Here is a 23,587-nt window from a genome sequence, read left to right as displayed (position 1 = left end):
AAAGAGCAATGCAGAATATGAGCAGAAGAGTAAACTAAAAATTATATCAGACGTATTTCAAGATGTCGATTACATTAAATCAGCACCTGCTCCAACTGCTCAAATGCTTCGGCGGGTTGTACACCTTCCCATAAAATTTTATAGATAGCAGTAGCAATAGGCATATCGGCACCTACTTCCTGGTTGATCTGATAAAAACATTTGCTGGCGTTGTAGCCTTCGGCCACCATATTCATTTCAAGCTGTGCTGCTTTTACACTAAAGCCTTTACCGATCATATTACCAAACGTACGGTTACGGCTGTACAACGAATAACAGGTTACCAGCAAATCGCCCATGTACACGCTGGCTGCATAGTTAGCAGATTTACGTAGCGATGTTTTTAATAACTGTACACCGGGTATGGGTTCCTTGTGCACACCCACTTCAATATTACGGATACCCACTTTGCGTAAAAAGCCGGCCATTTCATCGGCAGCATTTGCAATTAACACGCTTAAAAAATTATCACCGTATTCCAGCCCGTGTGCAATACCGCTGCCGAGTGCATAAATGTTTTTTAAGATGGCTGCAAACTGCACACCATATACATCATCGTTGGTAACGGTATTGATATAATGATTGCGGAACTGATCGGCAATCCATTGTGTGGTGGTTTGATTTAAACCGGTAAAAGTGAGGTATGATAATTTCTCCGATGCCACTTCTTCTGCATGGCAAGGCCCCATGATGGTGTAATAATCGTTGGCATCAAAATCAAACTCCGCTTTCAGGTAATCGTTCAGCAGCATGTTGCGTTTGGGCAAAATACCTTTGATTGCAGAAATAATTTTCTTCCCTTTAAAAATATCTTTTGGCAATGCTGCCAGTATATCTTCAATATAAGCTGATGGTACAGTAAGGATAATAAAATCAGTTGCACGGATGGTTTCTTCCATGTTTGTACTCAGCTGCAATAATGCTACATTAAACGTTGCCGAACGCAGGTAACTCGGATTGTGCCCATACTTCTGCAAATGATCAATGATGTGTTGATTACGTACGCACCAGTGCAACGCATGCCCGTTGCCATTAAGAATTTTTGTAAGAGCGGTAGCAAAACTGCCACTGCCAATAACCGACATCTTCTTTGTATTATTCCCTTCCTTTTTCAAGCAAATAGTTTCTCGTGTTTAATTGATTGGCATTTACATGCCGCCGGACTATCCATAAAAATAAACATCCTTTCCCAATAAACGCATGCTGTTCTTTCTACCAATAGTTCAACGCTCTAAAATAAAGAATCCCGCCTCTCAGCGGGATTTTTCCTGTTGCTTTTTTTATGAATTATTTTCCGTCGTACACTTTGTCTTTTGGAACAACTGTCACTTTCATACCATCCTTTAGTGTTTTACTGATGGTATTGTACGGTGCGCTGATCACTTCATCACCTTCTTTAATACCACTCAACACCTCAATGTATTCGTTATCCTGGATATTGGTTTTAATTGCAACTTTTTTCACGGTTCCATCTTTCTGCATAATAAATACCACTTCTTCCATTTCGTCGGTAAGTACGGCATTCGCTGCAGTTGTTGTTTCCTGGCCCTGTGCTTTCTTTTTATCTTCTTCTTCTTTCGCCTTGGCCTTAGAAGTTTCTTCGTTTTTATCTCTTGTTGTAACTGCAAGAATAGGTACTGCAATTACATTCACTTGCTTCGTTGTCATAATATCGGCACTTGCACTCATACCCGGACGGAAAGGAAGATTTTTTCCTTTTGCCGGATCGATGAGATCTGCATACGAAGCAGGATCGATACGGATGTACACTTTATAGTTGGTAACATCGGTTGATGTTGCAGCTGCCTGTGTTTGTGCCGATGTGCTGCTGCTGGAAATTTGCGTAACAACACCTTTAAATTTACGGTCGTTGTAAGCGTCTACTTCCACAATAGCACTGTCGCCGATTTTTACTTTCGGAATATCGTTTTCACCAACATCAACCCGCACTTCAATTTTACTCATGTCGGCAACACGCATAATTTCTGTACCAAGACTGAAACTGTTACCTGCCACACGCTCACCTTTCTTTACAGCCAGCAATGAAATGATGCCATCCATGGGAGATACAATGGTGGTACGAGATAAATTCTTTTCTGCTTCGGTTAAGCTTGCCTGTGCACTTTGCACACTTGCCTTACCGCTGCGGATGGTTTGACGGGCAGCATCCAGATCGGCCTTTGCTGTTAAGTATGCACTTTCTGCCGTTTCAAACTCAGCTCTTGAGATAACTTTATCATCGTACAGTTTTTTCTGACGGTCGTAAGCAAGCTTCGCCTGGTTCAGCCTGGCTTCAAATGCACGCAACGAAGCTTCAGTATTACCTACCTGCGCCTGCTGTTGATTAACAACTGATGCCGCACGGTCCTTTGCAGACGTTAATACATCGGCAAATACTCTTGCCAACAACTGACCTTTGCGTACGCTGTCGCCTTCTTCTACATACATCTCCACAACTTCACCGCTAACATCGGAGCTTACCTTACGCTCATCTTCAGGATAAACTTTACCGCTTGCACTTACGGTTTCAATAATTGTACGGCGGATGATTTTCTCCGTTGCAACTTTTACCGCTTCTTTCTTACCAATTATTTCTTTCTTTTTAAGAACAATCAAAACAATTGCCAGTACCAAGAGGATACCAAGAATCCACCATATTTTCTTACTCATATATTTCTGTTATTCCGGTTGTAAATGATGATAATTATAATTTCAGGCCCTGTCCTTTGTAAAACTCCAGCACTTTCATACGAAAAACATAATCATACTGATCGGCTAAGTTTTGAATACGTGCACGGAACAGGTTATTCTGGTTGGTAATTAGTTCAATTGTTTGCAGCAACCCGGCTTCGTATCGTTTCTGCGCAAGTACACTTGCACGTTCCGATACTTCCAGTGTTTTCTTGCTGGCATTGTAACGTTGCAATGCGTTTACTGCTGCATTGTATGCCTGGTAGATGTCGTTCTTCAGTTGCATATCGGCCTGCTCTTTTACCAGTTTTGCATTTACCAGATCGAGCTTGCTGCGGTTGTAATTGGTACGTACCGTTGCGCCATTGAAGATGGGTACCGATATTTGGATACCGACGTTCTGCCGGAAGTTCTGGTTCAGTTGGTTGCCCCAGCCGGTCCACATCTCACCCAAGTTCTTTTTGCCTTGCTGTACCTGTACATTCGGTGTTTGAACAAAATAATCAGTACCGGCAACATTTACCTTTCCTAACGTATTTTGGTAACCGAGAAATTGTGTGCCTGTAATTTTCAAATTAGAACTCGCAAAGTTGGTTCCTAAGCCCCCAAAAGCAGAAATAGAAGGATATAGCTGACCCCGAATAGATTTAATATTCGCATCAATAGCTTTAATGCGCAGATCGTTTACTTTTTGTTTGGGTTGCGTTTGCAACGCAAGACCGTAAACAACATCGGGCTGCAAATCTGCAATCGGTTCTACAGGAATCATCGATACCGGTGGTTCCGTAATATCAAAAGGTTGTGCTGCATCCAGGTTAAGCGTAGCCTTTAACGTTAACAACGATTGTTGCGAAGTTGTAAACGCATTAATATAGGTGGCACTGTCGGCTGCATATTGCGACTCCAGTTCCAGTGCATTTAATTCAGGTAACGATCCGGCTTCAACCCGCTTCCTTGTATCCACAAGCCTTGCTCTTGTTTGCTGCATCTGCACCTGCGCTATGCGGGCCTGTTCCTTCGCAAGCAAAGCCTGCAGGTAGGTTGTAGCCACGCTCAACGCAATATCATTCTTGGCACTTTCTACACTTGCCTTGGAAGCGGCCAGGTTGTATTGCGCACTGAGAATGCCGTTCTTCACACTGTTCCAGTTAAACAATAGAGCGTTTACGTTTAAATTATACTGTTGGAATAACAACGTCGTATTTTCAAACAGGTTGGTAGTGGGGTTTACCGCACGGCCAAAGTTAGTACCGGTTGAGGTATTGAAATTGGCATTGGGATAGCGGCTCAGTTTATTCTGCTCGTACGTAAGATTGAAGATACGTGCCTGCACATCGGCCTGGCGAACGGAAATATTATTGGCAATAGCATACTCTACACATCGCACCAGATCCCACTTCTCCTGTGCAAGGATCCGGGTTCCGGTTAAAAGGAAGATGGATGATAAGATTACTGACAGCGTTTTTTTCATATATCAAATTAATGACAATATAATGACCTTGGGGCCACGAATTTATTGATTTTTGATTAGCGGGACGATGCTGTTATGAAGTTTTCGTCTTCTGCAACTATTTTAAACCGGCTTTTGCAAAAGCCTGATCAAGGTCAGCTATTATATAAGCGGCATCCTCCAGCCCAACGTACATCCGCATCATCTGGTGTTCGGCATTAGTAGCATCAAATTCTTCATCCTGCATTCCTGCACACTTGGGCAGCAATAAACTCTCGTGCCCGCCCCAGCTAACGGCCATCTGTATATGTTGCAGGCTTTCGCAGAATGTTACAATCTGCTGCCTGCTTTCGGCCTGTACATACAAGGAAAACAGCCCGGGTGCTTCTTTCATTTGCTGCCTGGCCAGTTGGTGCTGCGGAAAACTTTCATCGAAGGGATAAAGCACCCGCTTCACCGCCGGATGTGCTTTTACAAAAGCAAGCACTTCTTTGGTTGAACGGTTAATGCGTTCGAGCCTGGTGGGCAACGTACGTAAACCACGAATGAGCAACCAGGCATTGAACGGCTGTATACCGCTGCCGATATTGAGGTATTCACTGTCGAAAATGCGTTTGATCATTTCTTTGCTGCCACTGAGCACACCGCCCAACGTGTCGCTATGTCCACCAATATACTTGGTAGCTGTTTGCATGGCCATATCAATACCCATCGCAATCGGCTGCTGGTACAACGGTGTACAGTAACTGTTGTCAATTAAGGTAACAATGTTGTGCTGTTTGGCATATGCTGCAATAGTTGCAATATCCTGCAAAGCAAAATCCCAACTGTTCGGACTTTCCAGGTAATAAAAAGTAGTGTTGGATTTTGTAGCGTTGAAATAGTTGTTGGCATCTCTTCCATCAACATACGTGGTGCTAACGCCAAAGCGTGGAAGTATAACATCGAACATGCGTTGTACCCAGGTATAGGGCTTGCTTACACTTACAATATGATCGCCTGCTTTTACATTGGCGAGTACCGCAGCAAAAATGGCTGCAGCACCGTTGTTGAAAATGAGACAATCTTCTGCCCCATCCAATGCAGCTAACTTTTTCCGCAGAATATCAACTGTTGGGTTTAGGCCACGGCTGTAGAGATAGGTGCTCATTTCATCGGCAAATGCAGCACGCAGTTCATCTACTTTATTAAAACGAAAATTACTTGTTTGCATAATGGGCGGTGCAATGGCATTGAAGTAATGCGCACGGTCTTCGCCCAGTTCGTTGAGAATGTATGATAAGTCCATAAAATTAAGCGCCTGTAATAAAACCAATATGATTGCCGAACGGATCGGCCACAATTGCCACTTCAATTGTGCCGCCAACATTGTGCACGGCATCAACTACTGTCGCACCAATGGCTGTTGCTTTGTCCACTGCTGCACGAATATCTTCTACTGCCCAGTACGCTGTACTGTGGTTGCCACTCTGTACATTGCTCATATCCGGATCAAGGCCTAACTCAAACCCGTTGATGTCAAAGCCAACATAAAACACTTCGTCAAAGTATGGTTCTTTACCGGTAAGAGATGTGTACCATGCTTTGGCAGCAGCCAGATCGTTGACATGATAAATAACAGTGCGGAGTTTTTGCAGCATAAGGTTATTTTTTACGATGAATGATAAAATAGATGATCACAAACCCTGCCAGTACAGCAAGCCCGGTTAAAGCAGCAGCAGGATCATCAATAGCAATGCTGGCACCTACAAATACATAAGCTGCCATAAAAATCAACGGCATTAATGGAAACAGTTTCATTTTATAAATACCTGTACCATCGAGATTCTTTGTTTTTTTCCGGAACCAGAAAATGGTCGCACTGCTCAAGATCATACCGAAGCAATCGAGAAAAATGGAGAATGACAGAATTTTTTCAAACTCCTGTGCAAAGAAGAGAATCACCATACAAATGGCAGCAAACACAGTGAGTGAAAACGTAAGCACATTTGTTTTCTCATTCTGCTTTGCAAAAATCTTCGGCAGACTTCCATCATCGCCCATGGCATACATTACCCGTGGATTGCTCATCAACAGTCCGTTCACATACGCCAGTACACCTAAAAATAAAAAGGCCGAGAAAACGGTAGCACCTGTTTTGCCGAATATTTTATCAATCACTACATAAGCAATTTCACGTTCGCCTTTCATCTGGTTAAAGCCAACCAAATTGTAGTAACTCATGTTCACCAGCAAATACAAACCAATAATAATGGCAATACCCATGAAAATACCACGGGGAATATTCTTCGTTGGGTTTTGTACTTCATTGCCAAAGTTGATGGTTTGCTGGTAACCGCCATAGGTAAACGATACCGCAATCAAACTCACACCTAAACTCTTGATCCAATCCATAGTACTGAATGTTGAAGTTGCAGAGGTTGTTTCCTGTACCGCATATTCATTGGGAAAGAACAATGCCGCAATGAGCACCAGTATCATCCCGATCTTGATGATCATTAAAATATTCTGTGCCATGGAACTCAGCTTGAGCCCACGCAGATTAATAAAATAAAAAAGAAGAATGGCGCCGCAGCTTAGCAATGCTTTGTGTGTATCGTTCCAATCGCCGGGAAATAATTTGAGCAAATACCCACTGCCGATCAATGCCACACCACTTAAGCTGGCAGCATTACTCACTAATATTAAACAGTTAATGGCAAAGGCAATACTTGGGTGATAAGCCTGTGCAAACACTTTGTAATAACCACCTGTTACCGGAAATCGGCTGCCGATCTCCGCATAGGTTAATGCGCCACACAACGCCACCAAACCACCTACCAGCCATGCACTGAAATAAACGGAGGGATCAATGGCATCTTTGGCACTTGTTGCAGCTGTACGGAAAATGCCCATGCCTATTACCAATCCCACCACAATCATGGTAAAGGAAAACAAGTTGAGTTTGTTGTTGGAAGTCTTCATGCTTTTTCTTGGGCTTTGAAGATAGGGAAGATGACGGATTTATGATGGATGATGTAGGATTTGTTGCTGGTTGCATGTTTCCGGTTGCCGGCTTCTTGTTCCCTGTTGGGTTTTGTTTTTGGCCTTTGGATTTTTTTTCTTTGACTTGCTTTTAGGCCTTTCACCTTGTTACTTGCCTCTTGTTCCTTTCTCCTTATTTTTACGCTATGAAGAACCAATTACTAACCATTCTTGCTGCAATAATCTTTGCAGTTCCTGCTTTTGCACAAACCCCAACCGATTCCACCAAAGAATTAGGAGAAGTAGTCATCACAGCGTTTGAACAGAACCGTAAGTTGATGGATGTTCCGGCTGCAATCAGTTACATCGGCAATAAACAACTCAACCGTTTCAACCCTGCATCTATTGTTTCGGCAATGAATACCGCACCCGGTGTGCGTATGGAAGAGCGCAGTCCCGGCAGTTACCGGTTGAACATTCGTGGCAGTTCGTTGCGTTCGCCTTTTGGTGTGCGTAATGTGAAAGTGTACCTTAATGATATTCCGTTTACCGAACCCGGCGGCTCCACCTATTTGAACCTGCTTGGCTTTTACAATATCAACGCTGTTGAAGTGTTGAAAGGACCATCGGGCAGCTTGTATGGTGCAGGCAGTGGTGGTGCAGTATTAATCAAAACCAACAACAGCAATCAACCTGCAGGTGTTGGTATAGATTATACCTTCGGCAGTTTTGGTTTGCACAATACCAATGTGTATGCACGTATTGGTGAAGGCAAAAGTCAGCAAACAATTGGCTTTACCAAACTGCACAGCGATGGTTACCGTGACTGGACAAGACTCGACCGCAGTGTGTTCACGTGGGACAGTCGTTTTACCATCGATGAAAAGCAAAGCATCCGTACTTATTTAATGTATGCCGATCTTTCGTACCAAACACCCGGCGGTTTAACTGCAGCTGAGTTTGCTGCTAATCCCGAGCAAGCCAGGCCAAGAGTTGGTGCAACAGCATCCAGTGCACAAGCGAATGCAAGCGTAAACCAAAAAAGTTTTCTAACAGGTGTGAGTTATGATTACAACTTCTCCTCCAATTTAAAAAATACCACTTCGCTGTACGGTGCATTTTCACAATTTGCCAATCCAACCGTTCGCAATTACGAACGCCGCAGCGAACCACATACCGGCGGCAGAACAACGTTTGCTTACACTCCTGTTGTTGGTTTGGGCGAATTGAAACTGGTGGCGGGAGCAGAGTTGCAACGTGGCTGGTACAACATCCGTGTTTATAAAAATGTAAACGGCACAAGCGATAGTTTGCAAACAGAAGATGAAGTGAACCCGTTTTTGTGGAGTGTGTTTGCGCAGGCCGATTGGAAATTACCGAACGACTGGATTATTACTGCAGGTGCCAGCAGTAACCAAAACCGCATTGAAATTACAAGGCTGAATAAATTTCCGTTGAGTCCGCAACGAAGAACCTATGCCAATGAAATTGCACCACGCATTTCATTGCTCAAAAAATTCCGCAACAGTTTATCGTTGTATGCATCGGCGGCAAAAGGTTTTTCTGCACCTACTTCTGCTGAAGTATTACCAAGTACGGGTGTGATCTCAACCAATCTGAATGCAGAAGAAGGCTGGAATTACGAAGCAGGTGTACGTTACAATTACCAACAGAAGCTGTTTGTAGATGTAAATGCATTTTACTTTCAACTCAACAACACAATTGTACAACGAAGGGATGCAGGTGGTGCAGATTATTTTGTAAATGCAGGCAGCACCAAACAGCAAGGCATTGAAGCGAATGCCCGTTATATTGTTGTGGATGATGCAAAGCAGTTTGTATCAAATCTTTCTGGATGGACAAGTTACACCTTGAATGATTTTAAGTATGAAGACTTTAAACAGCTGACCAACGATTTCAGCGGTAAACATTTGCCCAGTGTACCCAATAACATATTTGCTGCAGGTATTGATGTGTTGTTGAAGCCGGGCATTTATGCCAACCTCACCTACACCTACAACAGCAAAACACCGTTGAATGATGCGAATACATTTTACGGAAATGATTTTCATTTACTGGCTGCTCGTATTGGTTTTAAACAGGTATATGCAAAAGATTTCCGTTTCGATTTGTTTGTTAGCGGTGATAATTTGCTGAACGAAGTGTACAGTTTAGGCAACGACATTAATGCAGCCGCCAATCGCTTTTACAATGTAGCACCGGGAAGAAATTATGCAGTTGGGGTAGCGATGTTTTGGGGGAAGAGGAAATAAAAAGCTTAGGGAATTGAATAAAATAAAAACATTACATTATCTCGTCATCGGAATATTATTCTCGGCAATGAGTATTGTCGGTATCAAAAATGGTTTTCTATTTGGCTGGGTATCGTTTATGTTCTTCAGTATTGGCAGTTCCTTCTTTTTGATAAAACTTTTTTACCCTCCATTTAAATGGGTAAATGATCCAACCCCTAAGAGCGAAGAGTTCTTCGAAAAAGCGAAATCAGATTTTGAAGAAGAATATTCAGATTATGGCCCATTTTCTTTTGCAGACGAAGGGTTTTTCATTCAATCAAAAGATGAAAACAGGTTTATTAAATGGAGCCAAATACAAAGATTAAGTGGCTTTAAAAGAGACTATTTAACTACTGATTGTATTTGTTTATTGGTTGAATACGACCCAGACCTTCATTTTGAAATTACTGAAGAACATGCAGGATGGTATCAGTTTTTAAACCGCCTACATGAAGCATTTCCTTCAATTCAAAAAAACTGGGATATAGAAATAACTACGCCTGCTTTTGAAACGAATTGGACTATTTTGTATGAACGAGACAAAATATTTCAACCTAAATGAAAAAAATACGTAGTACTTATGAGCAGATTCCTCCTTCGTCGGAACGACAACGCTGCTGAGCATAGTACTTTCGTCTATCTTCAGTACAAAGCCAACTAAACTTGTCATCCTGAGGCACGAAGGATCTGCCCAACAAACTTTCTCAACAATAAAAAAAGCCGGAACAATTGTTCCGGCTTGCATTTTTAAAACTCAGGGTTACGACTTCTCTACTTTGCGAACGGTAGTGGTACCTCCGCCGTTCAACGTAAGATCAACGGGCTTGTTGGTTTTCCATGCACCTCTTGTAAAATCGGGAATATCCACTGTTCTTGATTTGTTGTTTACCGATCTTCCGCTCAACGGAATGACTGCACTCCACGCAGCCGCATCGTACACATCCTGGTCGAGTGGCAACCCGTTACGCAAACAATCGATCAGGCGCCAGTCCATAATAAAATCCATGCCTCCATGACCGCCTACTTCCTTCGCTATTTCGCCGATATGCTTTACAATTGGTGGTGTATATTTTTTGTATAACTCGTCGAGCTCTTCCTTTTTAATCCAGCTATGACCGAACGCAATTTTCTCCGGACCGGGATATTTCTGTGCAATACCCTTTGTTCCGCTAAGCGTATGCAAACGTGAATACGGACGTACGGTTGATACATCGTGCTGCAGCATAATGGTTCTGCCCTTATTGGTGCGGATGATGCTTGTATTCATGTTGCCACGGTAAGGCTTATCCACAAACTCGTTAAAGAACGCATCTTTTGCCGACATTTCTTTTGCAATGGAATTCAATGTAAAATCGTTGCTGCTCATACTCACCAGGTGATCCATTTTATCGCCACGGTTAATGTCCATGCATTGTGCAATAGGACCAAGACCATGCGTAGGATACAGGTTACCGTGCAACGCATAGTTTTGTTTCAGGCGCCACATATCGGTGTAAGCATTCTTATTAAAAAGATAACTTCTGCTGAGGTCGTGGATGTATGCTCCTTCGCCATGCACTATCTCACCAAACAAACCATTGCGGGCCATGTTGAGTGTGAGCAGTTCAAAAAAATCGTAGCAACAGTTTTCCAGCATCATCATGTGCTTACGGGTTTTCTCCGATGTTTCCACCAACTCCCACAACTGATCGATACTTAAGCCTGCATTTACTTCCGATGCAGCGTGTTTACCATTCTTCATCGCCAATAAAGAAATGGGCGCATGCAAATGCCAGGGTGTAGCATTGTACACCAGATCAACATCGTTACTTTCGCACAAAGCTTTCCAGCCTTCTTCGCCACTGTATTCTTTTGCTTTCGGACGTCCTTTTTTCTCGAGTGTTTTTTGTGCTTTGGTTACACGATCAGGATACTTATCGCACAGTGCAGTTATTTCTACACCGTCAATGTAACTCAACCGGTCAACAGCACCGCTTCCACGCATACCCACTCCAACAATGCCAACACGCACCACGGGAAGTTTTGGTGCAGCATAGCCGCACATATTAAAACGTTGTTTACCCGATTCGAAACGGTTCGACCGTTCTACTTCTTCATCGGTTGTTGCAAAATTGCCTGCAAATGCAGGTAAGCCTGTTGCCAGTAAGCCGCCGCCCACTGAAATACTGCGTAAAAATTTTCTGCGATCTGTTGCCATGCTCAACGCTGTTTTTTGTGTTTGCAATTTCTCTAATTAATCAATTACAAACACAGCAAAATCAAATTGGCGCAAACGGTTGATCGGCCGTTTCAGCAACAAAAGGAACAAACAGTAGCCCTTGGGAGCAAACGGGCAGGTTGATTTTGTGCCCGGTAAAACAAGTAGTGATGGATTACCAGATATCGCCCTGGTACACTTCTACTTCTTCTTTCCAGGTGGCGTACGAATTTTTGGTTTCGTACAAACGTAATTCCACCAGCTTCATATCGGTAGGCAATTCGTCCTGGATAGCCCATTTAATAAAGAGTAATAAATTTTCGGCAGTAGGTTCTGCATCCCATGAAACAAGGTTTTCCTGTTCCAGCACTTCGGGATGTTGTGCAATATAATTATGCGAAAGCACCAGCTTATGATCGAACAGATCAACCACTGCTTTTTGTACAATCGTTTTCAGATCTTTAAAATCGAGCAAAAAACCGGGCGCCGGTAAAAATGCATTTTCATTTACAATAGATCCTACTGTTACATGCAGTTCGTACGAATGGCCGTGAATATTTTTGCATAGACCGTTGTAACCATCGATTGCATGCGCTGTTTCAAAATCGAAAATTTTTGTGAGTAGTAACATAGCTGCCGTTTTTAAAACGGCACAAAATTATTTGTGTATGCTGTGTTATGCAGATTTAGACGGCTGATGTTCGTCAGGTTTTGGTTAGAGAGTGATCATTAGAAAACTATTACGGGTTAAGAGTTACGGTTACCCACCCCTGCTGATTCGGTTACAAGTTTAACTTGGTTCTGCCCCTCCGGGGAGGGGATAAATATGCTGATGGTTTAACAGGTTTTCAATCCATAACCGCCGGCAGCGTCTTCAACTTCCGCCTGCATTAGGCAGGGTTGTTGGGGTATTCAACCAAAAACTATAAACTTCAAAACTCAACTACGGCAATCAACGCATCGTTACTCAATGCTTCCATTTCAATACGCTCTATTCCTTCCAGTGCCAGCCCATCTCTTGCATGCAGCAACCGCCCTTCTACTTCAAATGCTCCTGTAAGTACAAATACAAACACACGATTCTGTTCATGCAACAACCTGTAAGTTGTTTCAGCTCTGCCATCGAACTTACCTACATGTACTGTTGCAGGTAATTCATAACGGCCGGTGAGGGTACGCACCAGGCCGTTGGGTCTTTCAGTAACATCGTACGAGTAAATAAATCCGGATGGCAACTGGTACGCTTCATTTATTTTAAATGCCAGTACCACAACGTTCACGAGTGCCTCTTCGAAAATATTGGTGAGCGTGAAAGTTGTAGCTGCTGTTTTTTCCAACATCAATGTTTGCCCCGCAATGATGAGCCTTTCTTTATTATCACCATTCTTATATTCTACCACACCCACTACTGGTAATACAATTACAAACGAATTAGCTTCTACAGCAACTGTTACAACTCCTGCGCCATCAAGTGTATAATCATTAAGCAAATACAATTGTCCGAAAGGCTGCCGGTGTTCATTGAAGTTTTCTGCGCTACTGAACAATGCACTGTTACGCCATGCATTTGTTTCAGTAACGGTATGAGTATCGCTTAAAAATATTTTTGCGGTTACTTGTGCAATCATGTTGTTACAGTTTTGTATGAATAAATCTCAATTGACGGCTGCAATTGCAATAGCTGTGTTAATGCACCATCTTTGGTTGGAGGTTCGGCTGCGGGAGAAAGTAATAACGTGTCGCCAATTGTCTCGTGCCAGATAAGCGGATCGCTGTAAAAAGTAACCTGTATTTCGAATGTGTTTTTATCAGCAAAGTCTGCATCAATTATTTCAAACTTAAAGTCATTAAAAGGCAGGAACGGTACGCCCCTTTTGCTGTAAACATCGGGAACAATACCGTTTAACTGCCTTAGATATCCAACCACGGATGTACTTACCAGAAAATGTAACTTTTCGGCCGAGGGAACCTGCTGCACAAGTTGCCTGAATGTTGTATGCTGTTGTTGGTTGTAAAATTGAGCTTGCATCAGTAACTCCTGCCAGCTGCTGTTCAACACATGCTGATCCCACAGCGCCGTATTGCTGCTGTTGATGCGTTTTGTATAACTGATGCGAATTACTTTCTGCTGCATAAGAATGGATAAAAGCAGACGCCGGTTTTGCTGCCGTGCTCCGCCGACGTCTTGCGTACACATGAAAAAACAAGTATGAGAAAAGGATACGTTACTGTTTTGTACTACTTAGCCCGCAACATAAATATTACTCGTTAACACATATCCTGCCGATAAACTTCCGGTTATTGAAGCAAGCTGTTTACCTGCAGTATCATCACTAAAAACATTATCCGCTGAATTGTAGGTATAACCGTTCATACCTTTTGTATAACCATACGCTGTAGCTGCGTTTACTGTTGCTACAGCACTTCCGCTACCTTCAGGAAAAGCAATCTGCGTTATTAACAACGAGGTGCCGTTTGCTTTGTACACATGCACATGTATATGTGTTGCACGGCCGGTATACCAACCCGGAAAGATGGAAGTAAACTGTACCACCCCGTTTGCATCGGTTGTTTGACGGCCACGTAAAAAATGCACCGCCGTATAATTCACCGATTGCATGCCTGTACCACCATACTCGGAATAATAACCATCTTTATCGCAATGCCAGATATCAACAATAGCACCCTGCAATGCTGCACAACTGTTGTTGGTATTGAGAATATTTATTTTAACAGTGAGGGCTGCACCTGTTCTGTCGTCACGGATATCGGTACGCACCAGCGATGATGGTGTGATGGTTGGAAACGGACCTGCTGTTTCCGTTGGTGAAACAGAACAGGTTGATGAACCAGAACCGCTCCCCGAACCGGAGGTTGACCCGTTGCTGCTTGCAGATGATTTTTTGCAGGCAGCTAAAATAACAGGAGCCGATGCAGCACCGATGAACATGTTTTTTAAAAAGTGTTTGCGTTCCATAATAAATGTGTTTGGTGGTGATTGAAAATCGTTGTTCACTGTTTCTGATGTAAAACTATTTGTGGGGTTTAAAGAAGTTGTTTATCTGCCGACCAACCGGTACGATGCATCGGTGAATGCATAACAGCTACCGCACAGGTGGACATTTCCAGCTGTTGCTTTTACCAAATTTGAAAGTGGCTCCTACTGAAATATTATAGTATTTGTCTTTACGATTTGGATTTGCAGCACGGCTAAACCCATCAATATAATCGCTGAAACTGTAGCGATACGTTGTTTCAAGATGCAGAAACCATTGATCGGTTAATCCGTATTGTACACCTGCACCAACAGGTATAACAGGAAGCAACCGGGGAGTGCGTCGTGCAAGGTCTGTAGCAAGACCAGTAATTACAGCCGGCTCTTCGGCAAAGTAAGCAGCATTAAAAGCGGATGCATCTCTGCGAACACGTAACATACTTACACCTGCGCCGCCAAACAAATAAGGCGATAAAGTTCCTTTCCCTTCTTTTACATAATTATCTGCAAATGGTTTCCACACAGCCACTGCAGATAATTCAAGTACAGGTGTGCGGAAATTAAAATTGCGTTGTTGCCGGTATGCAGGTGTATTGTATTTGGCATCATCTCCTTTTAACCTTGCAAAAGAAAGATTAGCCCTGATGCCCCAAGATGAAGAAAGATAACGTGTGCCATACAAACCCAATCCCGGCTGCATCGTTTTTAACGATCCGAAACGGTTGGGCGTAAGATCGCCCTGGTAAATGTAAGTGCCGATATTGGCGCCCACTTCATACTTCGATGTGCGTAACTGTGCGTTGGTTTCGGTTGCTACCAATACCATCAACACGAAAGACAATGGTTGGAATGTTGCTTTCATTCGATGAATGTTTAGTCTTGAAAAATGAAAGCAGAATAGTTTGGTTGAAATGCGAATGAGGTGGTTATACGGTGTGTTGCTGTAAACGCTGAAAATGAAATTTCATTTTACATAGTTTGTTAAAGCATTTAAAAACCGAACCGTGTGGATGTTTTAGAATTGGGCCATCTAATGAAGTATTGTACGTATGAAACTAAAGCAAAAATTAAACCGTTTAAATTAAGAATCGGTGAACAGGAATTTTGTACCGCTGAATCAGGCTTGCTTCCACTCTTTAATTACATCGATGTATGTTTCGCTTACCGGCAACTCAACATCTGATGTGAGTTTTAGTTTTCGGTTAACTGCCGATTTTATTTTGCTGCTATTAACGATATAGCTGCGGTGTATGCGTTTAAATGTAAGAGGAAGTTTATCCAGTACTGCCTTTAATGTCATTAAAGTCATTACGGGTTTTGTGTTGCTGCTATGGATGCGGATATAATCGTCGAGACTTTCAATGTACTCAATATTACTGCAATTGATTTTTATCAATTGGTATTCCGAAAAAACCATGAGTACTTCTTCAGCAGCAACAGCAGGTTTGCTTTTGTAATTATAATAATCGGCGGCTTTTTGCACTGCTTTTGAAAACCGTTCGAAACTAATAGGCTTTAGTAAATAATCAACTGCATCCAGTTCAAACCCATCAATCGCAAATTTTTTATACGCCGTTGTAAAAACAATCATGGGTGGATGTGTAAGCGATCGTACCAGATCGAGCCCGGTTATATCGGGCATATTAATATCTACAAACAATAAATCAATACGGGTGTGTTTAAGATATTCCGATGCCGATACCGCATCAGTAAATGTTTGCAGCAACTGCAGCTGCGGATGATCTGCAATATACTTCTGCATCAGCTGCAGTGCAGGTAATTCATCGTCGATAGCAACACATTTTAACGGCATAAATGCAGAGTTTAACGGCTTACGCCTGTAAAGATAATTTAACAGTATAAAAACCACCGTTGCTGTCGATACTGATGGTATGTTTCGACGGATACATGTGCTGTAAACGCTTCAATGCATTTTGTTGACCAATACCTGAACGTTCCAGCTGTGTTTTCTTTTCATAGAGTTTGTTCATTGTTTCAAAGTGCAGTTCTTTTTCGCTTGCATCAATACGTATTACAATCGGCGAAGGTTCGTGATTGCTTACACCATATTTAAAAGTATTCTCCACAAATGTCATTAACAGCAATGGTGGAATTTTTTTCCATTGCAGCTCCCCGTTTGCTGTAAACATTACCTGTGCATTTTTGCCTAAACGCAGTTGCTGCAAATCAATATAATCACGAATACAGTCTACTTCCTGCTGCAGGTCTACCTTATCTTCCCGTGCATCATCGGTGATATACCGCATAATGTTCGAGAGCTTCATAATACTGTCGGCTGTATGTTCGCTCTTACTTACTGCCAGCGAATAAATATTATTGAGCGTATTAAACAGGAAATGCGGATTGACCTGTGCTTTTAAAAACGAAAGCTCGGCATTTGCTTTTTCTGCTTCGGCCTGCAGCGCACGTTGCTCCGTTAAACGCCATTGGCGAAAAATAAACATGGCCGATGAAAGCAACCACACCAGCAGAAACAGGATGATGCTCATGATATCGAAATGCGATTCGCCCCGCATCGGGCCGGGCATTTCGGGCCGATCCTTAAAGAAATCCTGTTCGGTCATTTGTTGCGGAGGCCCTTTATGACCCTCCCGGGCAAGACTCATCACCGCATCAAAAGGCTTCAACCAAAACATCAGCAACAGGAGTGCAACAAATACCAATGCATACAGCAGGTAGCGTTTCTGCTCAAACAGGCAGGGAATCAATACAAACCGGTTGCAATAAAAAATAGTGGGGAAATGAATAAAAAAGAACAGCACGGGCCGGGCAAATACATCGACAGCGGAACCGGAGCCATCTGGATTGCCATTGGCTATAAAAAAAAGGATGATGCTGTAAAAAAGAGCCCAGCCAATAAAGTGTAAGCCTGCTGTAACTGCCGTAGAACGATTCATGTGCAAATGAAGTTCGTAAAAAATAAGTAATGCACAGTGTATCGGTGAGTAATCACTATGAACAGATGAACGCCTTTGTTTTGTAACACAAACAGATGTGCAAAAACTTATTTTGATGAACAAGTACTGCTCCCCTACTTTTGCTGCGGTAACGGTTTCCGGCGTTCATAGCCGGAATTAAAAGGGAAGTCCGGTGTAAATCCGGCGCTATCCCCGTAGCTGTAAGTTCTGTTAGTGAATGGTCAATTGTGAATGGTGAATGTTTCTGCTTCGGCAACTCCACTCGCCACTTCCTACTCTCCACTCACCTGCTGATTTCCATATGCCACTGTTCATGAAAGGTGTTTGCCACTTGAACGGGAAGGTGCATCAGCAGCGAACAAGCCAGAAGACCTGCCGGTACTTCCGATAGTTATCGGAATTCATTAATCATTTGCTTTCGGGTGAAAGGCAGGAGGTGTAACAGCACAGCGCTTTTATATTTCTATCACGCCGTTGTTGGTGTCCCCACCGACAACATTCTTCGAAAGCAGTCACAACAAAACCCTTTTTTCAACAAATGAAAAAGAAATTCATTGTCGTGGCTGCTGCATTCGTTATCAGCAGTCAGCTACATGCACAAAACGACAGTAGTGCAAAATCGTTAGAAGAAGTAATTGTAACGGCCAACCGTTTACAGCAGAAACAAACACAAACCGGAAAAGTAATCACCGTTATTGGTCGTGATGTACTGGAGAAAAGTGCCGGCCGCTCCGTTGCACAAGTGTTAAACACACAGGCAGGTATTACCATTAATGGCGCTCTCAACAATTTAGGTACCGTGCAAACTACGTATATGCGTGGTGCCAACAGTGGCCGGACACTGGTGTTGATGGATGGCATTCCGGTAAGCGATCCTTCACAAATCAACAATGAATTTGATTTAAACCTGTTACTGGTAAATGATGTGGAGCGTATTGAAATTGCACGTGGTGCACAATCAACTTTATATGGCAGCGATGCTGTGGCCGGTGTAATTAATATCATTACCAATAAAACCAATGTAACAAAACCATTGAATGTAAAAGCTACTGCAGTTGCGGGCAGCTTCAATACGTATCGTGGCAACGTACAGGTATACGGTAAGGCAAATAACTTTTCGTATACCGTACGTTCTGCAGCCATCAGCAGCAAAGGATTTTCTGCTGCAAAAGATACAGCAGGCAACAAAGGTTTTGATAAAGATGGTTTCCTTGGTTTTACCAACAGTGCAAACGTAGAATACAAAGCAAGTGAGCAATTACAGCTGCGTAGTTTTGTGCAATACAATCAATACAAAACAAGTGTAGATGAAGGCGGCTTTCGGGATGATCGTGATTTTACCCAGCGCAGCCGCACATTCAACACCGGTGTTAGCTTTCGATTTCATAACAAAGCTGTAAGTGTTGCAGGTAATTATATGTATAGTGAAAGCTACCGCAACTTTTTAAACGATAGTACACATGCACCCGGTTTTTCAAAATATGCACAGGATGATTATGCAGGCAAAAACCAGTTTGTAGAATTGTTTGCAACTATTCAGTTGGGTAAAGGATTTACGTTGTTACAGGGAGCCGACTATCGTTTCAATTCATTCAACAGTCAGTTTTTATCCATCAGTTCGTTTGGTCCGTACCGTAGTAACTTCAGGGATACAAGCATCAGTCAGCAATCGATGTATGCATCTTTGTTGTACAATGGCATAAACGAAAAGTTGAATATTGAGTTGGGCGGACGTTTAAATGTACACAGCCAGTATGGTACAAATTACACATACACCATCAACCCGTCTTTTGCAATTACCAATCAACTGCGTGTGTTTGGAAGCATTGCCACTGGCTTTAAAGCACCGAGTTTATACCAGTTATTTTCATCGGCAGGAAACCCAGAGCTGAAAGCAGAAAAAAGTATCAACTACGAAACAGGTATACAGTATAATGCAAAAAATATCCGTCAGCGTTTGGTTTATTTCTATCGTGAAATTGAAACGGGTCTTGATTTTGACTATATCAGTTTTGTGTATTACAATATTCCCAACCAGGTAGTACGTGGTGTTGAATATGAAGTAAGTGTTACACCGGTGCGTAATCTCAGCATTACCGGTAATTATACCTACCTCAACGGAAACGATTTTGTACAGAGTCGTGTTACAACAACTGATACTGCTTACAGTTACTTGCTCCGTCGCCCTAAACATCATATCAATCTCAACATTGGCTACCAGTTCAGCAATGGTGTTTATATTGCACTGCAAGGAAAATATCTGAGTAAACGATTCGATGTGGGTGGCTATCGCAAAGCAGATGTACTGTTGAAAGATTATTTTATTGCCGGTGCGTATGCAGAATACAAATGGAAAAAGCACATTCGCTTTTTTGCAGATGCACAAAATATCGGCAACAGCAGATTTGCTGATCTGTATGGATTTAACAGCATGCCGTTTGCCTTACACGGAGGCGTAACGATTGATCTTTAAATTTTAAACAACCCGCTGCCCACCGCAGCGGGTTTTCTGTTATGAACAAACACGAAGAAAAAACATGCGCCCGTTGCAATGCAACGTTTGAATGCAAACCGGGCGATATTGTGCACTGCCAGTGCTACGGTATTGAGCTGAGTGCAGAAGCTGAAGCATTCATTCAAAAGCAGTACAGCGATTGCCTGTGCAGGAACTGTCTGTTACAATTACAGCAATCATACTTTTTATTTCAATCGCAACCGGAGCGTTTTAAAAACCGCTGATGACTATGACCATTCAGGAACAACTGCAACAAAAAATCAACAACAAAACAAAACCCATTGGTGCATTGGGCATGCTGGAAGAATTGGCCTTAAAGATTGGTACTGTGCAACACAGTTTATCGCCCGGCATCAGCAATCCGCATATTGTGGTATTTGCAGGCGATCATGGTATTGCTGCAACAGGAAAAGTAAATCCGTATCCGCAGGCAGTAACAGCGCAAATGGTTTTGAATTTTGTAAATGGCGGTGCAGCTATCAACGTGTTTACAAGGCAACACAATATCGGCTTAACGGTTGTTGATGCGGGTGTGAATGTTGATTTCGATTTCTCACTTCCCATTATTCATGCAAAAATCAATCATGGTACTGCCGATTACAGTTTGAACAATGCCATGAGTATTGACGAAGTAAATGCAGCAATAGAAAAAGGAAGAAACATAGTACACGCATTGTACGATGCCGATTGCAATACGATTGGCTTTGGCGAAATGGGTATTGGTAACACTTCATCTGCTGCACTTATCATGCATCATTTATTACATCTGCCATTGAAAGAATGTGTTGGAAAAGGAGCAGGTGCAAACGATGAGCAGCTGCAACGAAAACTCGAAACACTTGAAGAAGTAAGCCGGTTGCATGAACTGAACCGTTACGATATTACGCCGCATCAACTGCTTTGTCGTATTGGTGGTTTTGAAATAGCGATGATGGCCGGTGCCTATCACAAAGCAGCAGAATTAAATATGTTGATTGTAGTAGATGGGTTTATTGCAACGGCAGCTTTACTGGTTGCAGAACAATACAACCACAGCATCAGCAATAATTGTGTGTTTGCGCATTGCTCCGATGAAAACGGTCATCGTAAAATGCTTGAACATTTTGCTGCAAAACCTGTTTTGCAATTAGGAATGCGTTTGGGCGAAGGAACAGGTGCAGCGTTAGCCATACCTGTTTTGCAGAGTGCGGTTGCTTTCCTCAATGAAATGGCGAGTTTTGAAAGTGCAGGTGTAAGTGGTAAAGAGTAGACTTGCCTGCATTTGTTTATAATCGCAGTTCAATCATTTATCTTGCAGCAACATGAGAAAGCAAATTGAAATATTTTTTACTGCATTGATGTTTTACACCAGGATTCCCTGTCCTAAGTGGGTAACACATGATCCGGAGTATCTCAACAAAGCCACCCGTTATTTTCCATTGATGGGCTGGCTTGTTGCGGCTGTTTGTGCATTGGTATACATGGGTACCGAATTTTTTCTTGGATCATCCATTGCTGTTTTACTATCGATGATTGCGGGTATATTAACAACGGGTGCTTTTCATGAAGATGGATTTGCAGATGTATGCGATGCATTTGGTGGCGGCTGGACCAAAGAAAAGACCCTCGACATTATGAAGGATAGCCGTATTGGTGCATACGGCGCCATTGGCATTATGCTGTTATTGCTGTTGAAGTTTACAACGCTTAGTGCCATGCCGTTTACACAAATGTGGATGATCTTGCTTGCTGCACACAGCTTCTCCCGTTTATGTGCCGTGTCAGTTGTAGCAACAAGTCAATATGTACGGGAGAACGATGATGCAAAAGCAAAGCCATTGGCAAAGTCCATTACAGCAAAAGAAATTATTCCTGCTGTGCTGTTCGGATTACTGCCGCTGCTCTTTTTTCAACGCATTGAAATTATCTATGCACTCATACTTCCCTTGCTCGGTACATTTTTTTTAAGAAGATATTTTCACAAGTGGATCGGTGGTTACACCGGCGATTGTTTGGGTGCTACGCAACAGGTAGCCGAAGTGTTGTTTTACCTGAGCTTACTCGCCTATTGGAAAATTGAGTTTATTCTTTTGCAATAACATAAACCGCAAAGAAAAATGAGTGCAGAAATCTATCTTATCCGTCATACAACGCCTGCTGTTGAAAAAGGAACCTGTTATGGACAGGCCGATCTGGATGTAACAGAAAGTTTTTTTGATGAAGCGGCCCGAATCAAAGAATATTTGCCTGCACATATTCAAACGGTTTATGCCAGTCCGTTGCAGCGCTGCAGTAAACTGGCGCAATATTTATTTCCATCGCACAACATTTTATTTCATGATGAGTTGAAAGAAATCAATTGCGGTGACTGGGAATTATTGAAATGGGATGATATTCCGCAGGAAGTTGTAATGCCATGGATGAACGATTTTGTAAACGTACGTATACCGGGCGGCGAAAGCTATCTCGATCTGCTGGCACGCACCACAACCCTGTTTGAAAAAATTACAGCACAGCAGGAACATGCAGCCATTGTGTCGCATGGCGGAGTTTTGCGCAGTATTCTTTCGCATCTTACAGATACGCCGCTTATCGATTCGTTCAATGTATTTAAACTGCAATATGGCTGTGTGGTTAAACTAACCCTACAGGAAAACGGGTTTGTACACGAAATACTGCACAATGTGCAAAGCACATCGGAACAACACAAGCCCAGCATCAGCAAACAGTAATTTCATACGGAATTACTACGGCAAAAATTATCTTTGTCAAAACAGCACACATGAACTTCCACTTTACATGGGATCAGTTACTCACTGTATCGTTTACTCTTTTTGCCGTAATTGATATTATCGGGTCTATTCCTTTGTTGATTGCCATGAAGGATAAGATGGGCGCCATTCGTGAGTTTAAAGCCACACTTATTTCCGGTGCACTCATGATCCTGTTTTTGTTTGTAGGCGAATCGTTTTTGCAGATGCTGGGTGTCGATCGTCGTTCGTTTGCTGTTGCCGGTTCGATTGTGATCTTTGTGTTGGGATTGGAAATGGTGCTTGGACATGAGTTTTTTAAAAGCGATAAAGATGCTAAAAGCGGAACCGTAGTGCCCATCGCCTTCCCCATTATTGCCGGAAGCGGTACACTTACCACCATTATGTCTCTCGGCGCCAACTATTCCGATTTTATAATACTTCTGGCTATACTGCTCAACCTCGTCGTTGTATTCATTGTACTGAAATCGTTGAAGCATATCGAAAAATTATTGGGGCCTGCCGGTTTACTTGCTGTAAGAAAGTTTTTTGGTGTAGTTTTGCTGGCCATTGCCGTAAAAATATTTGCAGGTAATGCAGGTGGATTGATCAAGTAGAAAGATCCAAAACCCAATAAACAAAATCCAAACAAGCAGGTTTCATTTCCTTATTTGAGCCCTGGACTTTGGATTTTACCTAATGGCCTCGTAGTACAATGGATAGTATAAGAGTTTCCGAAGCTCCAGATCCTAGTTCGATTCTAGGCGAGGCTAC

At 42.6% G+C, this 23,587-nt stretch carries 22 protein-coding genes, 1 tRNA gene and 1 riboswitch; of the genes, 9 read left to right on the top strand and 14 right to left on the bottom strand.

Features of this window, described 5'->3' with window-relative positions:
• Positions 1-74 precede the first annotated feature (74 nt).
• The 6 genes from IQ13_RS07450 to IQ13_RS07425 form a co-directional block, all read right to left on the bottom strand.
• On the bottom strand, positions 75-1,154 hold the full coding sequence (locus IQ13_RS07450; protein WP_242009495.1) for an NAD(P)H-dependent glycerol-3-phosphate dehydrogenase: 1,080 nt from the start codon (positions 1,152-1,154) through the stop codon (positions 75-77).
• 172 nt (positions 1,155-1,326) lie between these two features.
• Positions 1,327-2,709, bottom strand: a complete 1,383-nt coding sequence (locus IQ13_RS07445) for an efflux RND transporter periplasmic adaptor subunit (RefSeq protein ID WP_144885541.1) — start codon at positions 2,707-2,709, stop codon at positions 1,327-1,329.
• Positions 2,710-2,743: 34 nt separating this feature from the next.
• The gene (locus tag IQ13_RS07440) at positions 2,744-4,201 is read right to left on the bottom strand and encodes a TolC family protein (protein ID WP_144885539.1); all 1,458 of its coding nucleotides are present in this window, start codon (positions 4,199-4,201) and stop codon (positions 2,744-2,746) included.
• A gap of 97 nt (positions 4,202-4,298) precedes the next feature.
• Positions 4,299-5,468 carry a trans-sulfuration enzyme family protein gene (locus IQ13_RS07435; protein WP_144885537.1) on the bottom strand — a complete coding sequence of 390 codons (1,170 nt, stop codon included), beginning with the start codon at positions 5,466-5,468 and terminating at the stop codon, positions 4,299-4,301.
• A 4-nt stretch (positions 5,469-5,472) separates the two neighbouring features.
• Positions 5,473-5,820, bottom strand: coding sequence for a VOC family protein (locus IQ13_RS07430; RefSeq protein ID WP_144885535.1), 348 nt, complete (start codon positions 5,818-5,820; stop codon positions 5,473-5,475).
• A 4-nt stretch (positions 5,821-5,824) separates the two neighbouring features.
• Positions 5,825-7,144, bottom strand: coding sequence for an APC family permease (locus IQ13_RS07425; protein WP_144885533.1), 1,320 nt, complete (start codon positions 7,142-7,144; stop codon positions 5,825-5,827).
• Positions 7,145-7,350: 206 nt separating this feature from the next.
• Between IQ13_RS07425 and IQ13_RS07420 the strand changes: the two genes are divergently transcribed.
• Positions 7,351-9,417, top strand: coding sequence for a TonB-dependent receptor family protein (locus tag IQ13_RS07420; RefSeq protein ID WP_144885532.1), 2,067 nt, complete (start codon positions 7,351-7,353; stop codon positions 9,415-9,417).
• Between the two features lie 13 nt (positions 9,418-9,430).
• The gene (locus tag IQ13_RS07415; protein ID WP_144885529.1) at positions 9,431-10,000 is read left to right on the top strand and encodes a hypothetical protein; all 570 of its coding nucleotides are present in this window, start codon (positions 9,431-9,433) and stop codon (positions 9,998-10,000) included.
• A 198-nt stretch (positions 10,001-10,198) separates the two neighbouring features.
• Here the strand turns inward: IQ13_RS07415 and IQ13_RS07410 are convergent, their stop codons facing one another.
• The 8 genes from IQ13_RS07410 to IQ13_RS07375 all read right to left on the bottom strand — a co-directional run bounded on the left by IQ13_RS07410 (position 10,199) and on the right by IQ13_RS07375 (position 17,548).
• Positions 10,199-11,635, bottom strand: coding sequence for a Gfo/Idh/MocA family protein (locus IQ13_RS07410; protein ID WP_144885527.1), 1,437 nt, complete (start codon positions 11,633-11,635; stop codon positions 10,199-10,201).
• A gap of 175 nt (positions 11,636-11,810) precedes the next feature.
• The gene (locus IQ13_RS07405) at positions 11,811-12,266 is read right to left on the bottom strand and encodes a 6-pyruvoyl trahydropterin synthase family protein (RefSeq protein WP_144885525.1); all 456 of its coding nucleotides are present in this window, start codon (positions 12,264-12,266) and stop codon (positions 11,811-11,813) included.
• Positions 12,267-12,567: 301 nt separating this feature from the next.
• Positions 12,568-13,263: a pirin family protein gene (locus IQ13_RS07400; RefSeq protein ID WP_144885523.1), complete on the bottom strand. Its 696-nt coding sequence runs from the start codon at positions 13,261-13,263 to the stop codon at positions 12,568-12,570.
• Positions 13,260-13,769, bottom strand: coding sequence for a hypothetical protein (locus tag IQ13_RS07395; protein WP_144885522.1), 510 nt, complete (start codon positions 13,767-13,769; stop codon positions 13,260-13,262). The genes IQ13_RS07400 and IQ13_RS07395 overlap by 4 nt, the downstream gene beginning before the upstream one ends.
• A 108-nt stretch (positions 13,770-13,877) precedes the next feature.
• On the bottom strand, positions 13,878-14,612 hold the full coding sequence (locus IQ13_RS07390) for a dioxygenase family protein (protein ID WP_144885520.1): 735 nt from the start codon (positions 14,610-14,612) through the stop codon (positions 13,878-13,880).
• 127 nt (positions 14,613-14,739) lie between these two features.
• A complete protein-coding gene (locus IQ13_RS07385; protein WP_144885518.1) occupies positions 14,740-15,492 on the bottom strand; it encodes a DUF6089 family protein in 753 nt (250 codons plus the stop codon).
• 255 nt (positions 15,493-15,747) lie between these two features.
• Positions 15,748-16,443: a LytR/AlgR family response regulator transcription factor gene (locus tag IQ13_RS07380; protein WP_144885517.1), complete on the bottom strand. Its 696-nt coding sequence runs from the start codon at positions 16,441-16,443 to the stop codon at positions 15,748-15,750.
• A gap of 19 nt (positions 16,444-16,462) precedes the next feature.
• Positions 16,463-17,548: a sensor histidine kinase gene (locus tag IQ13_RS07375; protein ID WP_144885515.1), complete on the bottom strand. Its 1,086-nt coding sequence runs from the start codon at positions 17,546-17,548 to the stop codon at positions 16,463-16,465.
• A gap of 135 nt (positions 17,549-17,683) precedes the next feature.
• Positions 17,684-17,963, top strand: a riboswitch (cobalamin riboswitch).
• A 144-nt stretch (positions 17,964-18,107) separates the two neighbouring features.
• On the opposite strand from IQ13_RS07375, the gene IQ13_RS07370 reads away from it, so the two are divergent.
• The 7 genes from IQ13_RS07370 to IQ13_RS21355 all read left to right on the top strand — a co-directional run bounded on the left by IQ13_RS07370 (position 18,108) and on the right by IQ13_RS21355 (position 23,586).
• On the top strand, positions 18,108-20,042 hold the full coding sequence (locus IQ13_RS07370) for a TonB-dependent receptor plug domain-containing protein (RefSeq protein WP_144885513.1): 1,935 nt from the start codon (positions 18,108-18,110) through the stop codon (positions 20,040-20,042).
• A 41-nt stretch (positions 20,043-20,083) separates the two neighbouring features.
• Positions 20,084-20,308, top strand: a complete 225-nt coding sequence (locus IQ13_RS07365) for a cysteine-rich CWC family protein (RefSeq protein WP_144885511.1) — start codon at positions 20,084-20,086, stop codon at positions 20,306-20,308.
• The gene (gene cobT / locus IQ13_RS07360) at positions 20,308-21,333 is read left to right on the top strand and encodes a nicotinate-nucleotide--dimethylbenzimidazole phosphoribosyltransferase (protein ID WP_144885509.1); all 1,026 of its coding nucleotides are present in this window, start codon (positions 20,308-20,310) and stop codon (positions 21,331-21,333) included. Before IQ13_RS07365 ends, cobT begins: the two co-directional genes overlap by 1 nt.
• Before the next feature lie 52 nt (positions 21,334-21,385).
• Entirely contained in the window at positions 21,386-22,162 is a 777-nt protein-coding gene (locus tag IQ13_RS07355; RefSeq protein WP_144885507.1) for an adenosylcobinamide-GDP ribazoletransferase, read from the top strand.
• An 18-nt stretch (positions 22,163-22,180) separates the two neighbouring features.
• Positions 22,181-22,795 (top strand): alpha-ribazole phosphatase family protein, encoded by a 615-nt coding sequence (gene cobC / locus IQ13_RS07350; protein WP_144885505.1) that lies wholly within the window; start codon positions 22,181-22,183, stop codon positions 22,793-22,795.
• Positions 22,796-22,845: 50 nt separating this feature from the next.
• Positions 22,846-23,430, top strand: a complete 585-nt coding sequence (locus IQ13_RS07345) for a MarC family protein (protein WP_144885503.1) — start codon at positions 22,846-22,848, stop codon at positions 23,428-23,430.
• Positions 23,431-23,514: 84 nt separating this feature from the next.
• A tRNA-Arg gene (locus IQ13_RS21355) sits at positions 23,515-23,586 on the top strand.
• Position 23,587: the final 1 nt, after the last annotated feature.

This window comes from Lacibacter cauensis (genome assembly GCF_007830055.1).
In the GTDB taxonomy this organism is placed as follows: Bacteria; Bacteroidota; Bacteroidia; order Chitinophagales; family Chitinophagaceae; genus Lacibacter; species Lacibacter cauensis.
Note: the sequence above shows the minus strand (reverse complement) of the source record. Positions and strands in the feature narration are given on the sequence as shown.